Raw genomic sequence first — 19,951 nt, 5'->3', positions numbered from 1 at the left:
CCTTCAGTGCGGGCCCATGGCCCATCGTGGACAGTCCGGTTGTCAGGCGACGCGATAGCCGGGGCGGACGATCTTCATGCTCAACCCGCAGGTCAGCGCAAAGGGCACGGTCATGGCGATGACCATGCCGATCACGAACATCGGTATGTAGTCGGGAACGATCGAAATGAAACCCGGCAAGCCACCCACACCAATGGCCGAAGCCTTGATCTTGTTCAGCGACAGGAAGATGCAGCCCAGGGCCGAGCCGACCAGGGCACAGTAGAAGGGAAATTTGTAGCGCAGGTTGACCCCGAACATCGCCGGTTCAGTGATACCGAAGTAGGCGGAAATGGCCGAAGTGGAAGCCATGCTCTTGTCCCGGGCATTGCGGGTCATGTAGAACACCGCCAGCGCCGCGCTACCCTGGGCCAGGTTGGACATGACGATCATCGGCCAGATGAAGGTGCCGCCCTGTGTCGAGATCAATTGCAGATCCACCGCCAGGAACATGTGGTGCATGCCGGTCACCACCAGCGGTGCATATAACAGGCCGAAGATCGCCCCACCGATCACCGGCGCGAGATCGAACAACGCCACCATGCCTTCTGTAATCAGGATGCCCAGGTGCCGGGTGACCGGTCCAATGATCGCCAGCGCCAATACACCTGTGACGACGATGGTGGTAATCGGCACGACCAGCAGTTGGATAGCGTTGGGCACCCTGGCACGCAACCAACGCTCGATCACGCTCATGACAAAGGCGGCCAACAGGATCGGCAGGATCTGTCCCTGGTAACCGACTTTTTCGATCCGGAACCAACCGAAGATATCGAAGTACGGCAAGCTCTGGCCATCCAGCCCCGCCACGGCCTTGCCGTAGTTCCAGGCATTGAGCAGGTCCGGGTGAACGAGCATCAGCCCGAGCACGATGCCCAGGATCTCACTGCCGCCAAAACGCTTGGCCGCCGACCAGCCCACCAGTGCCGGAAGAAAGACAAAGGAAGTGTTGGCCATCAGGTTGATCAGGCTCCAGACACCGTCCAGGTTCGGATACGCGTCGAGCAGTGTCTGGTCGGCAATGAACATGCCCTTGGCGCCCAGCAGGTTGTTGACGCCCATCAGCAGGCCGGCGATCACCAGCGCGGGCAGGATCGGCATGAACACGTCGGAAAGCACCCGCACCAGGCGCTGCATGCCGTTGCCTTTCTGTGCGCCCTGGCGCTTGACGTCGGCGATGGTCGCGGCGGCCAGGCCTGTCAGCTCGCGCAAGGCGGCGTAGACCTTTTCCACCTCGCCCGGCCCGATGACCACCTGGAACAAGCCGCCGGTGAAAAACGAACCCTTGACCAGGTCGACCTGGTTCAATGTTGCGCTGTCCACCTGTGATGCATCCTTGAGGGATAGCCGCAGGCGCGTCACGCAATGGGCTGCCTGCTCGATATTGCCGACGCCGCCGAGGCTTTGCAGCAGCTCGCTGGCGATTCTGGGGTAATCGTGGCTCATGCTTTTTTCTTCCGCGTCGTTGTTGTTATTGAGAGTCGACAGCACATGGAAGGAAAAAATACTCGTCTGTACGAGTTAAATCAACAACTCGTACAGACGAGTTGTGTTTTTTTATTTAAGTACTCCACTATCATCGCGAAACGCCCTACGCTCCTTGCTGCAAAAAACCACAGTGAATTGGACAAGCCCCCCACTTCACCCTTAAGGTTCCGCCCCCGGTGTACCGCGCGTTACAGAGCCATTTCCATGAGTAAATACAACCGGATCTACAGCGACCTGCTCGCCAGCATCACCACCGAACGCTTGGAGCGTGGCGCCCGCCTGCCTTCCGAAACCGAATTGATGGACAGCTACCAAGCCAGTCGGGGCACCGTGCGCAAGGCGATCGAACAGCTTCAGGAGCGCGGTTTCGCCCAGAAGATCCATGGCAAGGGCACCTTTGTACTGTCCACCTCCCCTATCGAATTCCAGCTCGGCGGCATTGTCAGCTTCCAGGAGACGTACCCGCGCCTGGGCGATGACGTCCGCACTGAAGTGGTCGAGTTCAGCCAACTGCCGCTTGAAGGTGCGTTGCTCGAACACATCAAGGCCCCCGCTGGCAGCCAGGTGACGCGCATCAAGCGCGTGCGAAGAATCGACGGCAAACGGGTGATCCTGGACATCAACCATTTCGTCAGCGACGTGATCCCCGACCTGACCCGCGAGATCGCCGAGCGATCGATCTATGCCCACATCGAACAGACCCTGCAACTGCAGATCGCCTATGCCCAGCGCACCATCGAAGCCGTCCGGTGCAGCAACGACGACCAGCAACACCTCGACCTCGACGGCCAAAGCCATGTCATCGTGGTCAGCAACCAGACCTTTCTTCAGGACGGCCGGCAGTTCGAATACACCGAATCACGGCATACCCTCGACAAGTTCTATTTCTCGGATGTGGCGCGGCGCTGAAAGGAAAAAACAGTGTGAACGCAGGTTCGCACGGTTCTTTGTGTACTGACCGAGATGAGCAGCTGGGAGTACGTTTCAAGGTATGTAACGGCCTGACACGCGGGGCGATCTTTCATAGAATGCCGACGTGGCTATGGAACACCTTCCTTCTTACCTCCTATGACTTAGGGGTTCCGCTCTCCACTTCACGCCTGCTACTTGCAGGCGTTTTTACGTCGACTGTAGACACTACGAATGAAGCATTTCATTCGAAGCGGCGACCAATGGAGTTGATCAAGCATGAATCAGGAGCTGTTCCTGCGTCGCCGTACCAAGGTTCACGTCCCCATGGGCGCCGGCGGTGCAACGCGCGCTCAGGTCGCGTCCGCTGTCCAGGAGGTCGCGGCATTCCGATGCGCTCTGTCGGAGCCGCTGATTGAGCAAATCGGCATGCTGTCATCGACAGAGCTCTCGCACTGGCTACACGAAGTTGTCGGAGTGCTTCGCCAACAGACCGGCGCTCATGTGCACCACATGCCGCTTTATCCTGACTTCCCCGAACAAGTTCTAACAGCCTGCGAGGCGGAGTTGTACCTGACCGCCGTAATGCATTACCTCACGCTTCAACGTTTACCATCGATAGAACAAGCTCGACCTGCGATGCTCGAAGGAAACTTGATCTCCCGGATTATCGAACCGGGAAGCGTCTCTGAGTTCGAGTCACTGCTCGAGCCCCTGGTTTCATCGCGTACCTCACTCTCCGAGGAGGAAACTGCCGATGTCATCTGGTTTATCCGGGAATACAAGAACGATGTGTTCCGTCTACTGCCCGAGGCCATACCATTCCGGGAGGTTCGCGCACTGGTTGGCGGCGCACTGATCCAGTATGTAGCTCGCGATGCACGGGTGGGTGCATTCCTGGAGCGAAACGTCGAAACTGCAACAGATGTGCTACGACTGGCGGTCGCACTGAGTGGAGGAGACGTGTCCCTGGCAACAGCTTCGACACGTTTCACAGCAATGAAACGCGCAATGCGCCGTCTGCTGTTGCGCCTGCTCGATCGCGCACCCAACGCTGCGGAAGACGTGATGCGGCATGCCGAACGCTGGAAACGCCTGGCCGAAGTATTGCATCCGGGCGAGTACCCCAATAAATATCCACAAGCATTCGCCGCCATCACGGCAGCGCGTCGCAACGACCCGCCGGCCTCGTTTGGATCGCGTGTTGAAACATTGCTTGCCCAGCGTCAGATCACCGCGCTTACGCCCTTGCTACAGACTCGTCCTGGTGAATTCGCACGACGGCTGGATGTAACCTTGCGCCGCGCGACCGAAGCAGGCTCGGTACTCGACGCGTTCGAGGCTGTCGCAACACAAGTGGCCACACCTATCCTGTTGCAGGTACTGGCCCAGGTACGAGCCCCGCGCCCCCTGTCCTTGCGGGCCTTTACGCCGAAAGGGGCATTGGCCAAGGTCTACGGTATCGAGGATCGGCGTGAACCTCTTACATCCGAGGTGTTGGCACGCGCAGGCCGAATCTGCCAGGACGCTCTCGTGACGCGCTTTGCTTCGTTGCCGCCTCTCGGTCGCACTTTCATCGACACCGCGCTTCGCGAATATAAGGTCCCGCTGGCTCAGCGTGCCGCATCGAAGTCATTACGTACACTGGTGCGAGGCAGTCGGTTACCTATGCCTGACACGCGCTTCATTCGCCTGTTCCTATGGTGGAAGAACGGCCGTGAACGCACGGACATCGACTTGTCCGCCGCTTTTTTCGATACCAACTTCGTGTTCATGCAAACAGTCGCGTACTACAACTTGAAGGGTTTCGGCGGCTACCACAGCGGCGACATTGTTGACGCGCCCGACGGAGCTTCGGAGTTCATCGACCTCGACATCGATACCCTCGTCGAGAAGGGGATCCGCTACGTCGTTACGTCCATCAACTGCTTCACCGGACAGGCGTACTGCGATCTTCCCGAATGCTTCGCTGGCTGGATGGCCCGTGTCGACACGGCATCGGGTGAAGTATTCGAACCGCGATCCGTGATCGACCGTATCGATATCGCATCCAACACCGTGATCTGCCTGCCATTCGTGATGGACTTGCAGGAGCGGCGCGTGATTTGGGCCGATCTGGGACTCACGTCATCGCCTCGGTGGAACAACGTCCAGAACAACCTGAGTGGGATATCGTTGATGCTGCGGGCGTTGGTGCATACACCACGGCCGGATTTGGAAACGTTGTTCGATTTACATGCACGAGCACGAGGCGAACGGGTGGCTTCGTCGCAACAGGCACAGACAGTATTTGCGCTTGATCAAGGAATAACGCCGTTCGATACGGGCTTGATCCGATCCCAGTTTCTCTAACATCTAAAGCTGGTCAAACTCTGACATCCAAAGCACGACTCACACCATTCGGTAAGGCCGTCTACTTGCTCGCGTACGACCTACATCACAGGCATCGATCTTCGGTCCAGCATCCAATCCTAGCCGTGACGCTCGCCCTCATCCTCTCCAATAACCGCCGAGATCGGAAGGGTCCAAGACGCCTGATCTTGTTAATTGATGGTTTAAGTCAGATAAATAGGATTATGAAAAAGAGATGCGTACAAAAATGACTATTTCCAACTGTCCAGTTAGCCTGGGGAACGGTCGGGCAATCGTCTGCATGGCCGTCATGTACAACTTCAGCCAGCAGCTCAGCTGTATATGATGGATTAGCCTGAAAATCTCTACCCTTGCCTCATCATGACTACGGCGAATCAAGTCAGTGAACCTGACAGGTCTTCCTAGTACTAAGCCTGATTTTGAGAAGCGCTAAAACAGGAGTAAAGAATATCAGCGAAATCATGCTCATTGATATCCCCGGTGACCAAATCCCTAACGGCATCAGCTAGCAGATCATTGTCCAGGGTAATTTCATAATCATTGAGCGAAAGGTACTCCAAGCCGACTGCAAGCCCGGTGCGCTTGTTAGCATCAGGCAGTGCATGGCCTCGCGCGATACTGGCAGTGTACTTGGCGGCAATTTCAAATACATCGTCGAGGCCATTATAGGCGATCGCATTGTCGATTCGGGCCAGCGCGCCTTGCAAGACCGGAATATTAACTGCCCCTTTCATGCCGGGCTCGGTAGTCAAGATCTGAGTGTTTATTTCAATGACCCGTTCAAATGGAAAGAAGATCAATTCCATTACATGTCAGCCAGCTTCTGAAAGGTCTTCTTGTGAGTTCTGAGAACGAGCTTGGTTTCTGAATAAACGATTTGCTTACCCAAATCGCCACCCAAATCCAGCTTCTTGGTAGCTTTAATTTTAGGCCTCTCTACTATGGATACACCATAGGTGTTCAGCTTGTGGTTCATGGCTTGAGGACCCTCAACGGCTTGATCAATTTCTGCTCACAAGGTAGCACACCAAGAAGGAAGACACACCAAGCCATCAAGAGCGTCACCCCACTCCACCGAGCGGAGGCGCCTCCGCTGTAATTCCCGTCAGCTTGCCGGATTGCGTGCCGTGACAATCCATCCCGCGCCGTCGATCATCACCGACCGCTCGCCGGGGGCCCCGGAAGGCGTTCTGAACGCCGGAACTCCCAGATCCAAAGAACCAAAAGCCCACAATTACGCGGGCTTCAGGGTATTTCTGCTAGGTGGCGCCGGACAATTCCGGCCCTCTAATCATTCCCACTCAATCGTCGCCGGCGGCTTGCTCGACACGTCATACGTCACGCGGGAGATGCCGTCGATTTCGTTGATGATGCGGCCGGAAACGGTTTCCAGCAGCTCGTACGGCAGGTGCGCCCAGCGAGCGGTCATGAAGTCGATGGTTTCCACCGCACGCAGGGCCACGACCCAGGCGTAGCGACGGCCATCGCCGACCACGCCGACGGATTTCACCGGTTGGAACACCACGAACGCCTGGCTGACCTTGTGGTACCAGTCGGCCTTGCGCAGTTCTTCGATGAAGATGTGGTCGGCGCGACGCAACAGGTCGGCGTATTCCTTCTTCACTTCACCGAGGATTCGCACGCCCAGGCCCGGACCCGGGAATGGGTGGCGGTAGACCATGTCGTAAGGCAGGCCCAGCTCCAGGCCGAGGCGACGGACCTCGTCCTTGAACAGCTCGCGCAGCGGCTCGACCAGCTTGAGGTTCATTTCTTCCGGCAGGCCACCGACGTTGTGGTGGGACTTGATCACGTGGGCCTTGCCGCTCTTGGCGCCGGCCGACTCGATCACGTCGGGATAGATGGTGCCCTGGGCCAGGTACTTGATGTTGTCGAGCTTGCAGGATTCGGCATCGAACACGTCGATGAAGGTACGACCGATGATCTTGCGCTTCTTCTCCGGGTCGGACTCACCGGCCAGGTTGGTCAGGAATTGCTCTTCGGCGTTGGCGCGGATCACCTTGACGCCCATGTTCTCGGCGAACATGGCCATCACTTGCTCGCCTTCGTGCAGGCGCAGCAGGCCGTTGTCGACGAAGACGCAGGTCAGTTGATCACCGATGGCCTTGTGCAGCAGCGCGGCGACTACCGAGGAGTCGACGCCGCCGGACAAGCCCAGCAGCACGTTGTCGGTACCGACCTGGGCGCGCACCTGGGCGATGGCGTCTTCAGCGATTTTCGACGGTGTCCACAGGGCTTCGCACTCGCAGATGTCGAGGATGAAGCGCGACAGGATGCGGCCGCCCTGCTTGGTGTGGGTCACTTCCGGGTGGAACTGCACGCCGTAGTAACGACGCTCGTCGCTGAACATGCCGGCAATCGGGCAACTCGGCGTGCTGGCGAGGATGTGGAAGTCTTCCGGCATCTTGGTGACCTTGTCACCGTGGCTCATCCACACGTCCAGACCGAACAGGCCATCGGCGTCGACATGGTCTTCGATGCCATCCAGCAGGCGGCTCTTGCCGACCACGTCAACACGGGCATAACCGAACTCACGCAGGTCGGAGCCTTCCACCTTGCCGCCGAGCTGCTCGGCCATGGTCTGCATGCCGTAGCAGATGCCGAAGACCGGCACGCCCAGGTCGAACACCGCTTGCGGGCAGCGCGGGCTGTTGGCTTCGTGCACGGACTCGGGACCGCCGGCGAGGATGACGCCTTTGGGAGCGAACTCGCGAATCGCTTCGTCATCCATGTCGAACGGGTGCAACTCGCAGTACACGCCGATTTCACGCACGCGGCGGGCAATCAGTTGGGTGTACTGGGAACCGAAGTCGAGGATCAGGATGCGGTGAGCGTGAATGTCGAGGGCCATGACTCATTCTCATGTAGTGAATCAGAAACAACTCGGGGCTGAATGAACAGCCCCGGTGATTAACGTTTTGCTGGAAGCCTTAACCTACGCGGTAGTTCGGCGCTTCCTTGGTGATCTGTACGTCGTGGACATGGGACTCGGCCATGCCGGCGCCGGTGATGCGCACGAACTCCGGCTTGGTGCGCATCTCTTCGATGTTGGCACTGCCGGTGTAGCCCATCGAAGAACGCAGGCCACCCATCAGTTGATGGATGATCGCGGTCAGGGTGCCTTTGTACGGCACACGACCTTCGATGCCTTCCGGTACCAGCTTCTCGGCACCCGCGGAGGAGTCCTGGAAGTAGCGGTCGGAAGAGCCCTGGGCCTGGGACATGGCGCCCAGCGAACCCATGCCGCGATAAGCCTTGTAGCTACGGCCCTGGAACAGTTCGATCTCGCCCGGCGCTTCTTCGGTACCGGCGAACATCGAGCCCATCATCACGGCAGAGGCACCGGCCACGATGGCCTTGGACAGGTCACCGGAGAAACGGATGCCGCCGTCGGCGATCAACGGTACGCCAGTGCCTTCAAGGGCGGCTGCGACGTTGGCGATGGCACTGATCTGCGGCACGCCGACACCGGCGACGATCCGGGTGGTGCAGATCGAGCCAGGGCCGATACCGACCTTGACCGCGTCGGCGCCAGCTTCGGCCAGGGCCTTGGCGGCAGCGCCGGTGGCGATGTTGCCGCCAATCACCTGCACTTCAGGGAAGTTCTGCTTGACCCAACGAACGCGGTCGATCACACCCTTGGAATGGCCGTGGGCGGTGTCGACCACCACCACGTCGACGCCGGCATTGACCAGCGCGGCGACGCGATCACCGGTGTCCTTGCCGGTACCGACCGCGGCACCGACGCGCAGACGACCCTGGTCGTCCTTGCTGGCCAGCGGGTAGGCCTTGGCTTTTTCGATGTCGTTGACGGTCATCATGCCCTTGAGGGCGAATTTGTCGTCGACGATCAGCACGCGCTCGATGCGGTGCTTGTGCAGCAACTCGCGAACTTCGTCCTTGCTGGTGCCTTCCTTGACCGTGACCAGGCGCTCTTTAGGCGTCATCACTTGGCGGACGGTGGCATCCAGGCGGTTCTCGAAACGCACGTCGCGGGAGGTGACGATGCCGACCAGGTCGCCATCGTGCAGCACCGGAACGCCGGAGATGTTGTGCATGCGGGTCAGATCGAACAGATCGCGCACCGTGGCATCGGCCTCGATGGTGATCGGGTCCTTGACCACGCCAGCCTCGAACCGCTTGACCTTGCGCACTTCGGCGGCCTGCTGTTCGATGGTCATGTTCTTGTGGATGATACCGATACCGCCTTCCTGGGCCATGGCAATGGCCAGACGGGCTTCGGTCACGGTGTCCATGGCAGCGGAAACCAACGGGATATTCAGTTCGATGCCACGGGTAAGACGGGTTTTGAGGCTGACTTCGTTAGGCAGCACCTCGGAATAACCAGGCACTAGGAGAATGTCGTCGAAGGTCAGAGCTTCTTGGCTGATACGCAGCATCGCGGGGGCTCCCGAGCGGGAAAATGGAAGCGCGCCATTATACTCATGCACACCGTCTGGCTCAATGTAAAACTCTGTCTATTATTGGCGGGGTGATTGACGGGGCTGATCGCCCCACTGCGGCGGTACACCGCCCCCCTGTGGCGAGGGGATTTATCCCCGCTGGACTGCGCAGCAGTCCCAAGGTGGTCGACTCATATGCCTGATGTACCGCACAGCCTGGGTTTAGGGCCGCTTCGCGCCCCAGCGGGGATAAATCCCCTCGCCACAAAAGCAGTCTCCAGTGTGCCTACCTACAACTCCACCTGCACCCAACTCACCGGCTGATCCAGCCAATCGGCGAATTCGTCGAGGAAGTCCTGCTTGAACCCCGCCTCCAGCCAGTTGTTGAAGATGAACCCCAGGTTGGAGAAGCCGCAGGGCTGCAGGAACAGAAAGCCGTTGATGTCATCTTCATGCCCGCACTCGGGGCAGGTGAAGTTGTCGGTGCGTTCGGGCATCCAGTCCTCCAGGCTTTCGAACAGCGCCTCGCCGATTTCCCGCCGGCACTCGGCGCAGCCCGCTTCCTCGAGAAAGCCCTTGGCCGGGGTGTAGATGCAGCGCTTGGTGATGATCTCCAGGCCGTTGATCGGCTCGTCGAACGGCAAGGCATCGGGGCGCAGGACCACGGTGCGGGCGCCTGGAGCGATGGCATGGGCCATGCGATTGCCGGTGCGCCCACAGGTGGTCAGTTGTTCTTCGACAATGTTCTTGCGCACCAGCCAGCGCACGATCGCCCGAGCCCTGGGCTCATGGACCGGCAAGGTGGAGATTTTCGGGACGATGATGCTTTGGGAGTTCATGACAAGGCCTGGGGGTTCTCTGTAGGCGCAAAGCTTGCTCGCGATGCGGACACTTCAGTCCATCAGATGATGGGGGCGATTCCATCGCGAGCAAGCTTTGCTCCTACGAGTGTTATCAAAGGCCGGCAGCTTAATCCCTGGCCACACCAGGTCAAGCGCTCAGGTAGCGCCCGATCAGCGCGAGGCCGCTGGCAAGCACCAGCCAGGTCACCAGGCGCACGAACGTCTCGCGCGACATCCTCATCGTCAGGCGACGACCTGTCCACAGCCCCAGCGCCATGGCCGGCAACAAACACAGCGCCAGTACCAACAAGGGTAGTTCGGCATACACGCCCGCGACAGCGAACAGGCTCAAGCGCACCACGGTGCTGCAACTGATCAGGGCGCTTTGGGTGGCCCGGGCCGGTTCCTTGGGCAAGCGGCTATTCAAATAGATCGCATATAAAAAGCCGCCACTGCCGAACAAGGCCCCGAACATCCCGCCTACCGTGCCCATCGGGATCGCCCATAGCGCCGACAGCTGCGTGGGTCGGGTCTTTATCCACAGGCTGTAGATCGCGTAGGCGCTGATGAACAGCCCCATCAACAGCAACAGCAGGTCCGACTTGAGGTTGAGCAGGAAAATCACGCCCAGGGTGCAACCAACCGCCATGCACGGCAACAACCGCAGCAACTCCGGCCGGGCAACATCCTTGCGCGACGGCAGCAGGTTGCCGAACGCCGCGACAAAATCCAGCAACACCAGCAGCGGCACGATTTTCGACAATGGCATGAACAGCAGCAGGATAGGTGCGGCCACCAGCGCCGTTCCGAACCCGGCAATGCCGAACACGATATAAGCCAAGGCGATGGCAAGGCCGATCACCAGCCATTCCGTGGGTGCGAATGCCCATTGGCCCAACCACGAGAAAAGGTTCATCCGGTACTTCCTTGCTTACGGAGCGGCGACTTTAGCCAGAGGTCGCAGGCTTATCCAGCACTGCTATCCGCGAGCAGGTTCGCTCCCACATTTGGATTCATATGCTGTGTACGACGCAGAACCTTTGTGGGAGCGAGCCTGCTCGCGATGAAGGCAACCCGGTCTAATTGTTTCCACGCATGGAGATTAAGCGGCAAATGCCCTTATCATGCCGCCCATGATTAAAGATCCCTTTGCCCGCCTGGGCCTGGACCGCGAGGTCCTGACTGTCAGTCAGCTCAACGGCCGCGCGCGGGTGTTGCTGGAGGACGTGTTCAGCAACATCTGGGTCGAGGGCGAAATCTCCAACCTCGCCCGCCCCGCCTCCGGCCACGTGTATTTCACCCTCAAGGACAGCGGCGCCCAGGTACGCTGCGCGCTGTTCCGGCAGAACGCCGCGCGGGTGCGCCAGGCCTTGAAGGATGGGTTGGCGGTCAAGGTGCGTGGCAAGGTTTCGCTGTTCGAAGGCCGTGGCGATTACCAGCTGATTCTCGACACCGTGGAGCCGGCTGGCGACGGTGCCCTGCGCCTGGCCTTCGATGCCCTGAAGGAAAAGCTCAGCGCCGAAGGCCTGTTCAGCGCCGAGCGCAAGGTGCCCCTGCCCGCTCATCCACAACGCATCGGCATCATCAGTTCGCCCACCGGCGCGGTGATCCGCGACATCATCAGCGTGTTCCGTCGCCGTGCGCCGCAGATCGCCCTGACGCTGATCCCCACCGCCGTGCAGGGCCGCGAAGCCACCGCGCAGATCGTCCGCGCCCTGAAACTGGCGGACGCCCGGGGCTTCGATGCGCTGATCCTGGCCCGGGGCGGCGGTTCGCTGGAAGACTTGTGGTGCTTCAACGAAGAAGCCGTGGCCCGGGCCGTGGACGCCTGCGTGACACCGATCGTCAGCGCGGTCGGCCATGAAACCGACGTGTCCATCAGCGATTTCGTCGCTGACGTACGCGCCCCGACGCCGTCCGCCGCTGCCGAACTGTTGGCACCGGACGCTGGCGATCTGGTGCGCCGGGTCGAAAGCCTCCATCGGCGGCTGGTGATGCGCATGCGTGACCGCTTGATGCGCGATCAACTGCGCCTCGAAGGCCTGACCCGACGACTGCGCCACCCCGGCGAACGCCTGCGCCAGCAAGCCCAGCGCCTCGACGACCTGGACATGCGCCTGCGCCGGGCCTTCGAACGCAGCCTCAATACCCGCCGCGAACGCCTGATCCGCCTGGAAACCCGCCTGGCCGGCCAACATCCGGGCCGTCACCTGGCGCTGCTGCGCCAGCGCCTGGACAGCCTGGCCGAACGCCTGCCCCGGGCCATGCGCGAAGGCTTGAAGGCGCGACGCGTGCAATTGCACAACCAGATGCAGACGCTGCACATCGTCAGTCCCCTGGCGACCCTCGGTCGGGGCTACAGCATCTTGCTGGACGAACGCGGCCATGCGATCCGCAGTGCCGGACAGACCCAGACCGGCCAGCGCCTGACGGCCCGGCTCGGCGAAGGCGAATTGCTGGTGCGGGTCGAAGACAATCACCTGACGCCGGTCACCCTCTCTTTACTGGATTGATCCATGCCGCGATTTCTAACGCCTCTGCTTTTGCTGTGCCTGACCTTCAACGCCCACGCCGACAGTTACATCACCCGCCTGCTGAACAAACCGGTGCCGGGGGGCGTGGCCGTGGTCGACCTGGGCAGCGTGGCCCAGGCGCCGAAAGCCAGCTATCAAGGCAAGCCGGTGCTGGTGGTCAAGGAACAGAACAACTGGCTGGCGATTGTCGGTATCCCGCTGACCGTCCAGCCGGGCACCCAGCAGATCAACAGCGGCGGCGGCACCCAGCCGTTCGTGGTCGGCTATAAAAAGTACCCCGAGCAGCACATCACCCTGAAGAACAAGCGCCAGGTCAACCCGAACCCGGCAGACCTCAAGCGCATCGACGCCGAGCTGGCCGTGCAGTTGAAAGCCTACCGTAGCTTCAGCCCGAACATCCCCAGCAACCTGCTGTTGGACAAGCCGGTCAACGGCCCGCTGTCGAGCCGGTTTGGCGTGCGTCGCTTCTTCAACGGCGAAGAGCGCAACCCCCATGCCGGCCTGGACTTCGCCGTGCCCGCCGGCACGCCGATCAAGACGCCGGCGGCCGGCAAGGTGATCCTCACCGGCAACTACTTCTTCAATGGCAACACCGTGTTCGTCGACCACGGCCAGGGCTTCATCAGTATGTTCTGCCATATGTCGAAGATCGATGTGAAGGTCGGCCAGCAATTGGCCCGAGGCGCGGTGGTGGGAAAGGTTGGCTCTACAGGTCGAGCGACCGGACCGCACATGCACTGGAACATCAGCCTGAACGATGCGCGGGTGGATCCGGCGATTTTTATCGGAGCGTTCGAGCCCTGAGTTTTTTGTGGTGAGCCTACTGGCCTCATCGCGAGCAAGCTCGGCTCCCACAGCTACTGCGCCATTTCGAAAGCGCCGAATATCCTGTGGGAGCCGAGCTTGCTCGCGATGAGGCCGGCACATGCACCGCTGCGGCAGAGATTGCCAAGCCACAAACATCAACGCAATAAACCGACAATCTCCCAAAAATACCGCAATAAAATCTCGAAAACCTTCAACAAAGCAGAACTTCTCTCAATTTTTTCCGACTGCTTGCGATCCTCTCCCCACCCGGTTAGGGTTGAAGGCATGAAAACCTCTCACACCCTCATCCAGCTTCGCCAGCACCGCAGCCTGTGCCTCGTCAGCGCACGACTGCCAGGCTGAATCGCGGCACCCCGTCCAGGCTGTAGAGCCACCCCGTTCGAACCACCGGCAGGCCGCCTTTTTCCGGCCACGACACTAAGGATTCCGCCCATGAGCATGCTCAAAGACCCGTCTTCCAAATACCGCGCCTTCCCGACCATCAACCTGCCGGATCGCACCTGGCCGTCGAAGACCATCACCGCCGCGCCGATCTGGTGCAGCTCCGACCTGCGCGATGGCAACCAGTCGCTGATCGAGCCGATGGACGCGGTCAAGAAACTGCGCTTCTGGAAAACCCTGGTCGCCGTGGGCGTCAAGGAAATCGAAGCGTCGTTCCCGGCGGCCTCGCAAACTGACTTCGACTTTGTGCGCACCCTCATCGAAGAAGGCCACATCCCGGACGACACCACCATCCAGGTGCTGACCCAGGCCCGTGAAGACCTGATCGCCCGGACCTTCGAATCCCTGCGCGGCGCGAAGAAAGCCATCGTCCACCTGTACAACGCCACCTGCCCGTCGTTCCGCCGCATCGTGTTCAACCAGGACAAGGAAGGCGTGAAGGAAATCGCGGTGAACGCGGCCAAGCTGTTCGTCAAGTACGCCGCCCAACAGCCGGAAACCCAGTGGCAGTTCGAATACTCGCCAGAAACCTTCAGTGCCACCGAGCTGGAATTCGCCAAGGAAGTCTGCGACGCCGTCATCGAAGTCTGGAACCCGACACCAGAGCGCAAGGTCATCCTCAACCTGCCCGCCACTGTGGAAGTCGCCACCCCGAACGTCTACGCCGACCAGATCGAGTGGTTCCACCGCAACATCACCCGTCGTGACAGCGTGCTCATCAGCCTGCACACCCACAACGACCGTGGCACCGGCGTGGCCGCCACCGAACTGGGCCTGATGGCCGGCGCCGACCGTGTCGAAGGCTGCCTGTTCGGCAACGGCGAGCGCACCGGCAACGTCGACCTGGTGACCGTGGCGCTGAACCTCTACACCCAGGGCATCAACCCTGAGCTGGATTTCTCCGACATCGACGGCGTGCGCAAAGTGGTCGAAGAGTGCAACCAGATTGCGGTGCACCCACGTCACCCCTACGTCGGCGACCTGGTTCACACCGCGTTCTCCGGCTCGCACCAGGACGCCATCCGCAAGGGCTTCGCCCAGCAGAAATCCGACACGCTGTGGGAAGTGCCGTACCTGCCGATCGACCCGGCCGACATCGGCCGCAGCTACGAGGCGGTGATTCGCGTCAACAGCCAGTCGGGCAAGGGCGGTATCGCCTATCTGCTGGAACAGGAATACGGCATCAGCCTGCCGCGCCGCATGCAGATCGAGTTCAGCCAGGTGGTTCAGCGCGAGACCGACCGCCTCGGCCTCGAAATGACCGCCCAGCAGATCCACAGCTTGCTGCAACGCGAATACCTGCAAGCCAACACCCCGTACGCGCTGGTCAGCCATCGTCTGCAGGAAGAGAACGGCAATAGTGCTGTGGAAGTGGAAGTCGCCAGCAAGGGCCAGGGCGAAACCAACCTGCACTGGCGCGGCAAGGGCAACGGCGCGCTGGAGGCCCTGGTGGCCGGCCTGCCGATTCCCGTGGAGATCATGGACTACAACGAACACGCCATCGGCGCTGGCACCAATGCCAAGGCGGCGGCGTACATCGAGCTGCGGGTCAATGGTGAACGTGCGGTGCACGGCGTGGGCATCGATGAAAACATCACCACCGCCAGCTTCAAGGCCCTGTTCAGCGCACTGAACCGCTCGCTGAGCCAACCTGAGGCCAAGGCAGCCTGATTCGCGGCTGAAATGCAAAAAGGCCCCGGGGTGTGAACCCTGGGGCCTCGTTCCCACGCTCCGCGTGGGCACGCATCAACGGACGCTCTGCGTTCGGCTCTTGAGACGCGGAGCGTCCCCGGCTGCATTCCCACGCGGAGCGTGGGAACGATCAAACAACCAAAAACTCAGGCATGGGTATCGACAGAACCGGCCATCGCCTGCAGCAACGCAGCCCGCAAGGTCTGCAAGGCGGCCTGGGTGCCCATGATCTGGGTCTGGATGGCCATGGCCTGCTGGGTCTTCTGCTCTTCGTTGGCCTGACTCTTCTCCACGCGGGCCAGTTCGGCCTGCTGCTGGGCCAACAGCTTTTCGGCCTGCTCGATCTGCTTTTTCAACTGCTCGACGACATCGACGCCGCTGCTGGCAGGCGCACCGGCGATATTGGCGCCGCTGGTATCGATTTTCAGTGATTTTTCCTTCTCGTCGCCGGCATCAGCCGATGCCGGCGAAGTAGCCGTCGTTTCCTCGGCCGCCCCGCCGATCCGGGCCTTTGGGGCCGAGAGTGGGTAAGGATTTACGGTAGTTGCGCTGATCGTGGTCATGGGGACTCCTCCTTGGCTGACCCGTTATCGGCACGCAACAGCGCTTCTTAAGGGCTGAATCGTTTCAATCAGATGAATTCGAAACGGTCGGCATCCAGGTTCGCCGGAAACCGCGTGCGATACGCCGCCAGGTCCGCCGCATTCAAACTCACCATGAACACACCATCGGCCTCCCCTGCGCTGAGCAAGGTTTCGCCCTGGAAGTCCAGCACCTGACTGTCGCCGGTATAGGCGAAGCCCTTGCCGTCGGTGCCGATGCGGTTCACCGCCGCCACGTAGCACAGGTTCTCGATGGCCCGGGCCGGCAGCAGGCGGTTCCAGTGCTGGCGCCGGGCCCCCGGCCAGTTGGCGGTGTACAGCAACAGGTCGGTGTCGTCGGCGTCGCGGCTCCAGGCCGGGAAACGCAGGTCGTAGCAAATCAGCGGACGGACCCGCCAGCCCTTGAGCTCGAACAGCACCTGGCGCTCGCCCGGCGTGTAGTGATCGTGTTCGCCGGCCATGCGGAACAGATGGCGCTTGTCGTAGTGCAGCACCTCGCCGTCTGGTCGCACCCAGAGCAGGCGATTGCGATGGCTGCCGTCAGCGGCCTGGACAATCACGCTGCCGGTGATCACCGCGTCCAGTCTTGCCGCCTGGGTCCGCATCCAGACGCTGGTAGGCCCGTATTCCGGCTCCGCCAGGGTTTGCGACTCCATGGAAAACCCGGTGGTGAACATTTCCGGCAGGATGACCAGGTCTGCCCCCCGCGCCTGCTCCAGCAGGCTTTCGAAATGTTCCAGGTTGGCCTGGCGGTCATGCCAGGTCAGGGTGGTCTGGATCAGGGCGATATTGAGGTTTGGCAACGCGCTCAGATCACGCATAGTTTTTCCGCTGCTTCACGCAGCGTCTCCTCGCGTTTGGCAAAGCACAGGCGTACCAGGCGCTGGCCTTCGGGTGGGTTCTGGTAGAACACCGACACCGGAATCGTCGCCACGCCGTGCTCACGGGTCATCCAGACCGCCATGTCGACATCGTTCAGGTCCGGACGAATGTGCGAATAATCCACCAACTGGAAATAGGTGCCGGTCACGCGCTTGAAGCTGAACCGCGACGGGGCCAGCAGATCGCAGAACAGGTCGCGCTTGGCCTGGTAGAAATCCGGCAGTTCTTCCACGTGTTCGGGATGCGCGGCCATGTAGTCGGCCAAGGCGTATTGCAGCGGTGTCACGCCACAGAAGCTGACGTACTGATGCACCTTGCGCAGCTCCGCCGTCAGGGCCGGTGGCGCCACGACGTAGCCGGTTTTCCAGCCGGTCACGTGGTAGGTCTTGCCGAATGAGCTGACCACGAAGGCGCGGCGGTACAGTTCCTCGTGGGCGAGGACGCTGGCATGGGGCACACCGTCGAACACCAGGTGTTCATAGACTTCATCGCTGATCAGGTAGATGTCGCGATCACGGATCAACGCCGCCAGTTGATCCAGCTCGGCGCGACTGATCAGGGCGCCGCTGGGGTTGTGGGGGGTGTTGAGAATGATCATCCGCGTACGCGGGCTCAGGGCTTCGCCGAGCTTCTGGAAATCGATGGCAAAGTCATCCAGGCCCAACTGGACGTGCACGCAACGCCCTCCGGCCAGTTGGACCGAGGGTTCGTAGCTGTCATAGCAGGGGTCGAATACGATCACTTCATCGCCGCTTTGGACCACCGCCGCGATGGCGCAGAAAATTGCCTGGGTCGCACCGGGGGTCACGGTGACTTCCTGGTCGGCATCGACGCTGGCGCCATAACTGCGGGCGATCTTCGCCGCGATCTGCTGACGCAAGGCCGGTAGCCCGGTCATGGGTGAATACTGGTTATGACCTTGGGCGATATGCCGGCCAACCGCATCGCGCAGGGCCTGCGGACCATCGAAATCGGGAAACCCCTGGGACAGGTTGAGCGCGCCGGTCTGCGCGGCGAGCTGGGACATCTGGGTGAAAATGGTGATGCCGACATTCGGCAGCTTGCTGGTGATCATCAGGGGTTCTCTGCGTCTGCGCCCGGCTCTGGCACGGCGCGGGAGAGGTCGAGGATAGCCCAATCGCCGGGCATGAAAAAGGGTGCCGAATTGGCACCCTTTTCGATCTCAACTACCAGCCCACTGCAAAACCTGTGGCGAGGGGATTTATCCCCGCTGGGGCGCGAAGCGGCCCCAAAAAGGTCAACTCAATCTGCCTGAAACACCGAGGTGACAGGATTCAGGGCCGCTTCGCGCCCCAGCGGGGATAAATCCCCTCGCCACAAAAGCCAATCAGCGCTTGTCGCGACGCTTCTTGTCGGCCTTCTTGTGGTGCGACATCAAGCGGCGCTTCTTGTTGACCTGACGGTCGGTGAGCGTGTTCTTGTTGCCTTCGTACGGGTTCTCACCGCCCTTGAACTCGATGCGGATCGGCGTACCGACCAACTTCAGGACACGGCGATAGGTGTTTTCCAGGTAACGGACGTACGACTTGGGCACCTTCTCGATCTGGTTGCCGTGGATCACGATGATCGGCGGGTTGGCGCCGCCCAAGTGAGCGTAACGCAGCTTGATCCGGCGGTTGTTGACCATCGGTGGCGCGTGTTCGCCAACCGCGTCTTCCAGGATCTGGGTCAGGCGGTTGGTCGGCCAGCGGGTCACTGCCGACTTGAACGAGTTCTGCACCGACGCGTAGAGGTTACCTACGCCCGTACCGTGCAGGGCCGAGATGAAGTGGATGTCGGCGAAGTCGACGAAGAACAGGCGACGCTGCAATTCGACCTTCACGAAATCGCGCTCGCTCGGCGTCATGCCGTCCCACTTGTTGATCGCGATGACCAGCGCGCGACCGGCTTCCAGGGCGAAGCCCAACAGGTTCAGGTCGTGATCGACCACGCCTTCGCGTGCATCCATCACGAAGATGACCACGTTGGCGTCCTTGATGGCCTGCAACGTCTTGACCACGGAGAACTTCTCGACTTCTTCGTGGATCTTGCCGCGCTTGCGCACACCGGCGGTGTCGATCAGCGTGTACTTCTCTTCGTTGCGCTCGAACGGGATGTAGATACTGTCGCGAGTGGTGCCAGGCTGGTCGTACACGATGACCCGGTCCTCGCCAAGCATGCGGTTGACCAGCGTCGACTTGCCCACGTTCGGACGGCCGATGATCGCGATCTTGATCCCGTCTTTTTCGCTCGGGCCCGGAATGCGCTTGGCTTCCTCGCCTTCGGCAACGATCTCTTCTTCGCCCTCTTCGGGCTCATCGTCATCTTTCGGGAAGTCAGCCAGGGCGACTTCCAGCAACTGGCTGATACCGCGACCGTGGGCACCGGCAATCGGAATCGCCTGGCCCATGCCCAACGGCGCGAACTCGGCGCGAGCCATGTCCGGGTCGATGTTGTCGACCTTGTTGGCGACGACATGGGAGCGCTTGTTACGCTTGCGCAAATGCTCGGCGATCATCTGGTCGGCGGCGGTAAAACCGGCCTTGGCGTCTACCAGGAACAGCACCACATCCGCTTCTTCGATGGCGAGCAGCGACTGCTCGGCCATTTTTTCGTCCATGCCGTGTTCGTCGCCGGAGATGCCGCCGGTGTCGATCAGAATGTAGGTACGCCCTTGCCACTTGGCCTCACCGTATTGGCGATCACGGGTCAGACCGGACAAGTCGCCGACGATGGCGTCGCGAGTCCTGGTCAGGCGATTGAACAAGGTGGACTTGCCGACGTTCGGTCGGCCCACCAGGGCGATTACGGGAACCATGCGGCTCTCCACTTCGTTATTTCAGAAAATACAAAAGCCGCTGCGAGGCAGCGGCTGGTGCTCAGGTGAAGCCGCTTGGGGA

At 60.7% G+C, this 19,951-nt stretch carries 15 protein-coding genes; 5 read left to right on the top strand and 10 right to left on the bottom strand.

Annotated elements, in window-relative coordinates:
- Positions 1-42: 42 nt before the first annotated feature.
- Positions 43-1,485 (bottom strand): PTS system trehalose-specific EIIBC component, encoded by a 1,443-nt coding sequence (gene treP / locus FGE05_RS14785; protein ID WP_139646002.1) that lies wholly within the window; start codon positions 1,483-1,485, stop codon positions 43-45.
- Between the two features lie 246 nt (positions 1,486-1,731).
- Here treP and treR point away from each other — a divergent pair, with 246 nt between their 5' ends.
- Positions 1,732-2,436: a trehalose operon repressor gene (gene treR / locus FGE05_RS14780; RefSeq protein ID WP_139646000.1), complete on the top strand. Its 705-nt coding sequence runs from the start codon at positions 1,732-1,734 to the stop codon at positions 2,434-2,436.
- Positions 2,437-2,715: 279 nt separating this feature from the next.
- Entirely contained in the window at positions 2,716-4,788 is a 2,073-nt protein-coding gene (locus tag FGE05_RS14775; protein WP_139645998.1) for a TerD family protein, read from the top strand.
- Positions 4,789-5,216: 428 nt separating this feature from the next.
- On the opposite strand, the gene FGE05_RS14770 is transcribed toward FGE05_RS14775, so the two are convergent.
- The 5 genes from FGE05_RS14770 to FGE05_RS14745 form a co-directional block, all read right to left on the bottom strand.
- Positions 5,217-5,615, bottom strand: a complete 399-nt coding sequence (locus tag FGE05_RS14770) for a type II toxin-antitoxin system death-on-curing family toxin (protein WP_024778922.1) — start codon at positions 5,613-5,615, stop codon at positions 5,217-5,219.
- Positions 5,616-6,100: 485 nt separating this feature from the next.
- On the bottom strand, positions 6,101-7,678 hold the full coding sequence (gene guaA, locus FGE05_RS14760) for a glutamine-hydrolyzing GMP synthase (protein WP_041020635.1): 1,578 nt from the start codon (positions 7,676-7,678) through the stop codon (positions 6,101-6,103).
- A gap of 79 nt (positions 7,679-7,757) precedes the next feature.
- Positions 7,758-9,227: an IMP dehydrogenase gene (gene guaB, locus FGE05_RS14755; RefSeq protein WP_139645996.1), complete on the bottom strand. Its 1,470-nt coding sequence runs from the start codon at positions 9,225-9,227 to the stop codon at positions 7,758-7,760.
- Between the two features lie 293 nt (positions 9,228-9,520).
- Positions 9,521-10,069: a sugar ABC transporter ATPase gene (locus tag FGE05_RS14750; protein WP_139645994.1), complete on the bottom strand. Its 549-nt coding sequence runs from the start codon at positions 10,067-10,069 to the stop codon at positions 9,521-9,523.
- Positions 10,070-10,220: 151 nt separating this feature from the next.
- Positions 10,221-10,988: a sulfite exporter TauE/SafE family protein gene (locus tag FGE05_RS14745; protein WP_139645993.1), complete on the bottom strand. Its 768-nt coding sequence runs from the start codon at positions 10,986-10,988 to the stop codon at positions 10,221-10,223.
- Between the two features lie 217 nt (positions 10,989-11,205).
- Here FGE05_RS14745 and xseA point away from each other — a divergent pair, with 217 nt between their 5' ends.
- The 3 genes from xseA (at position 11,206) to leuA (ending at position 15,546) form a co-directional block, all read left to right on the top strand.
- On the top strand, positions 11,206-12,585 hold the full coding sequence (xseA, locus tag FGE05_RS14740; RefSeq protein ID WP_025212018.1) for an exodeoxyribonuclease VII large subunit: 1,380 nt from the start codon (positions 11,206-11,208) through the stop codon (positions 12,583-12,585).
- A 3-nt stretch (positions 12,586-12,588) separates the two neighbouring features.
- Positions 12,589-13,410, top strand: coding sequence for a peptidoglycan DD-metalloendopeptidase family protein (locus FGE05_RS14735; RefSeq protein ID WP_139645991.1), 822 nt, complete (start codon positions 12,589-12,591; stop codon positions 13,408-13,410).
- Positions 13,411-13,866: 456 nt separating this feature from the next.
- Positions 13,867-15,546, top strand: a complete 1,680-nt coding sequence (gene leuA / locus FGE05_RS14725) for a 2-isopropylmalate synthase (protein ID WP_139645989.1) — start codon at positions 13,867-13,869, stop codon at positions 15,544-15,546.
- 167 nt (positions 15,547-15,713) lie between these two features.
- Here leuA and FGE05_RS14720 read toward each other — a convergent pair whose 3' ends face one another.
- The 4 genes from FGE05_RS14720 to der all read right to left on the bottom strand — a co-directional run bounded on the left by FGE05_RS14720 (position 15,714) and on the right by der (position 19,869).
- Complete coding sequence (locus FGE05_RS14720) at positions 15,714-16,130, bottom strand: hypothetical protein (protein ID WP_139645987.1); 417 nt, start codon at positions 16,128-16,130, stop codon at positions 15,714-15,716.
- Positions 16,131-16,198: 68 nt separating this feature from the next.
- Positions 16,199-16,990, bottom strand: a complete 792-nt coding sequence (locus FGE05_RS14715; RefSeq protein ID WP_139645985.1) for an amidohydrolase — start codon at positions 16,988-16,990, stop codon at positions 16,199-16,201.
- Complete coding sequence (locus FGE05_RS14710) at positions 16,978-18,126, bottom strand: pyridoxal phosphate-dependent aminotransferase (protein WP_139645983.1); 1,149 nt, start codon at positions 18,124-18,126, stop codon at positions 16,978-16,980. Before FGE05_RS14710 ends, FGE05_RS14715 begins: the two co-directional genes overlap by 13 nt.
- Before the next feature lie 273 nt (positions 18,127-18,399).
- The gene (der, locus tag FGE05_RS14705; protein ID WP_041023381.1) at positions 18,400-19,869 is read right to left on the bottom strand and encodes a ribosome biogenesis GTPase Der; all 1,470 of its coding nucleotides are present in this window, start codon (positions 19,867-19,869) and stop codon (positions 18,400-18,402) included.
- Between the last annotated feature and the right edge of the window lie 82 nt (positions 19,870-19,951).

It is taken from the genome of Pseudomonas sp. ICMP22404, assembly GCF_006227205.1.
Classification (GTDB): domain Bacteria; phylum Pseudomonadota; class Gammaproteobacteria; order Pseudomonadales; family Pseudomonadaceae; genus Aquipseudomonas.
The sequence above is the reverse complement of the archived record's forward strand: the minus strand, read 5'-3'. Positions and strand labels throughout refer to the sequence as shown.

Excerpts from the sequence above, each read along its gene's own strand:
- treP (WP_139646002.1), bottom strand. The coding sequence starts at position 1,485 with ATGAGCCACGATTACCCCAGAATCGCCAGCGAGCTGCTGCAAAGCCTC.
- treR (WP_139646000.1), top strand. The coding sequence starts at position 1,732 with ATGAGTAAATACAACCGGATCTACAGCGACCTGCTCGCCAGCATCACC.
- FGE05_RS14775 (WP_139645998.1), top strand. The coding sequence starts at position 2,716 with ATGAATCAGGAGCTGTTCCTGCGTCGCCGTACCAAGGTTCACGTCCCC.
- FGE05_RS14770 (WP_024778922.1), bottom strand. The coding sequence starts at position 5,615 with ATGGAATTGATCTTCTTTCCATTTGAACGGGTCATTGAAATAAACACT.
- guaA (WP_041020635.1), bottom strand. The coding sequence starts at position 7,678 with ATGGCCCTCGACATTCACGCTCACCGCATCCTGATCCTCGACTTCGGT.
- guaB (WP_139645996.1), bottom strand. The coding sequence starts at position 9,227 with ATGCTGCGTATCAGCCAAGAAGCTCTGACCTTCGACGACATTCTCCTA.
- FGE05_RS14750 (WP_139645994.1), bottom strand. The coding sequence starts at position 10,069 with ATGAACTCCCAAAGCATCATCGTCCCGAAAATCTCCACCTTGCCGGTC.
- FGE05_RS14745 (WP_139645993.1), bottom strand. The coding sequence starts at position 10,988 with ATGAACCTTTTCTCGTGGTTGGGCCAATGGGCATTCGCACCCACGGAA.
- xseA (WP_025212018.1), top strand. The coding sequence starts at position 11,206 with ATGATTAAAGATCCCTTTGCCCGCCTGGGCCTGGACCGCGAGGTCCTG.
- FGE05_RS14735 (WP_139645991.1), top strand. The coding sequence starts at position 12,589 with ATGCCGCGATTTCTAACGCCTCTGCTTTTGCTGTGCCTGACCTTCAAC.
- leuA (WP_139645989.1), top strand. The coding sequence starts at position 13,867 with ATGAGCATGCTCAAAGACCCGTCTTCCAAATACCGCGCCTTCCCGACC.
- FGE05_RS14720 (WP_139645987.1), bottom strand. The coding sequence starts at position 16,130 with ATGACCACGATCAGCGCAACTACCGTAAATCCTTACCCACTCTCGGCC.
- FGE05_RS14715 (WP_139645985.1), bottom strand. The coding sequence starts at position 16,990 with ATGCGTGATCTGAGCGCGTTGCCAAACCTCAATATCGCCCTGATCCAG.
- FGE05_RS14710 (WP_139645983.1), bottom strand. The coding sequence starts at position 18,126 with ATGATCACCAGCAAGCTGCCGAATGTCGGCATCACCATTTTCACCCAG.
- der (WP_041023381.1), bottom strand. The coding sequence starts at position 19,869 with ATGGTTCCCGTAATCGCCCTGGTGGGCCGACCGAACGTCGGCAAGTCC.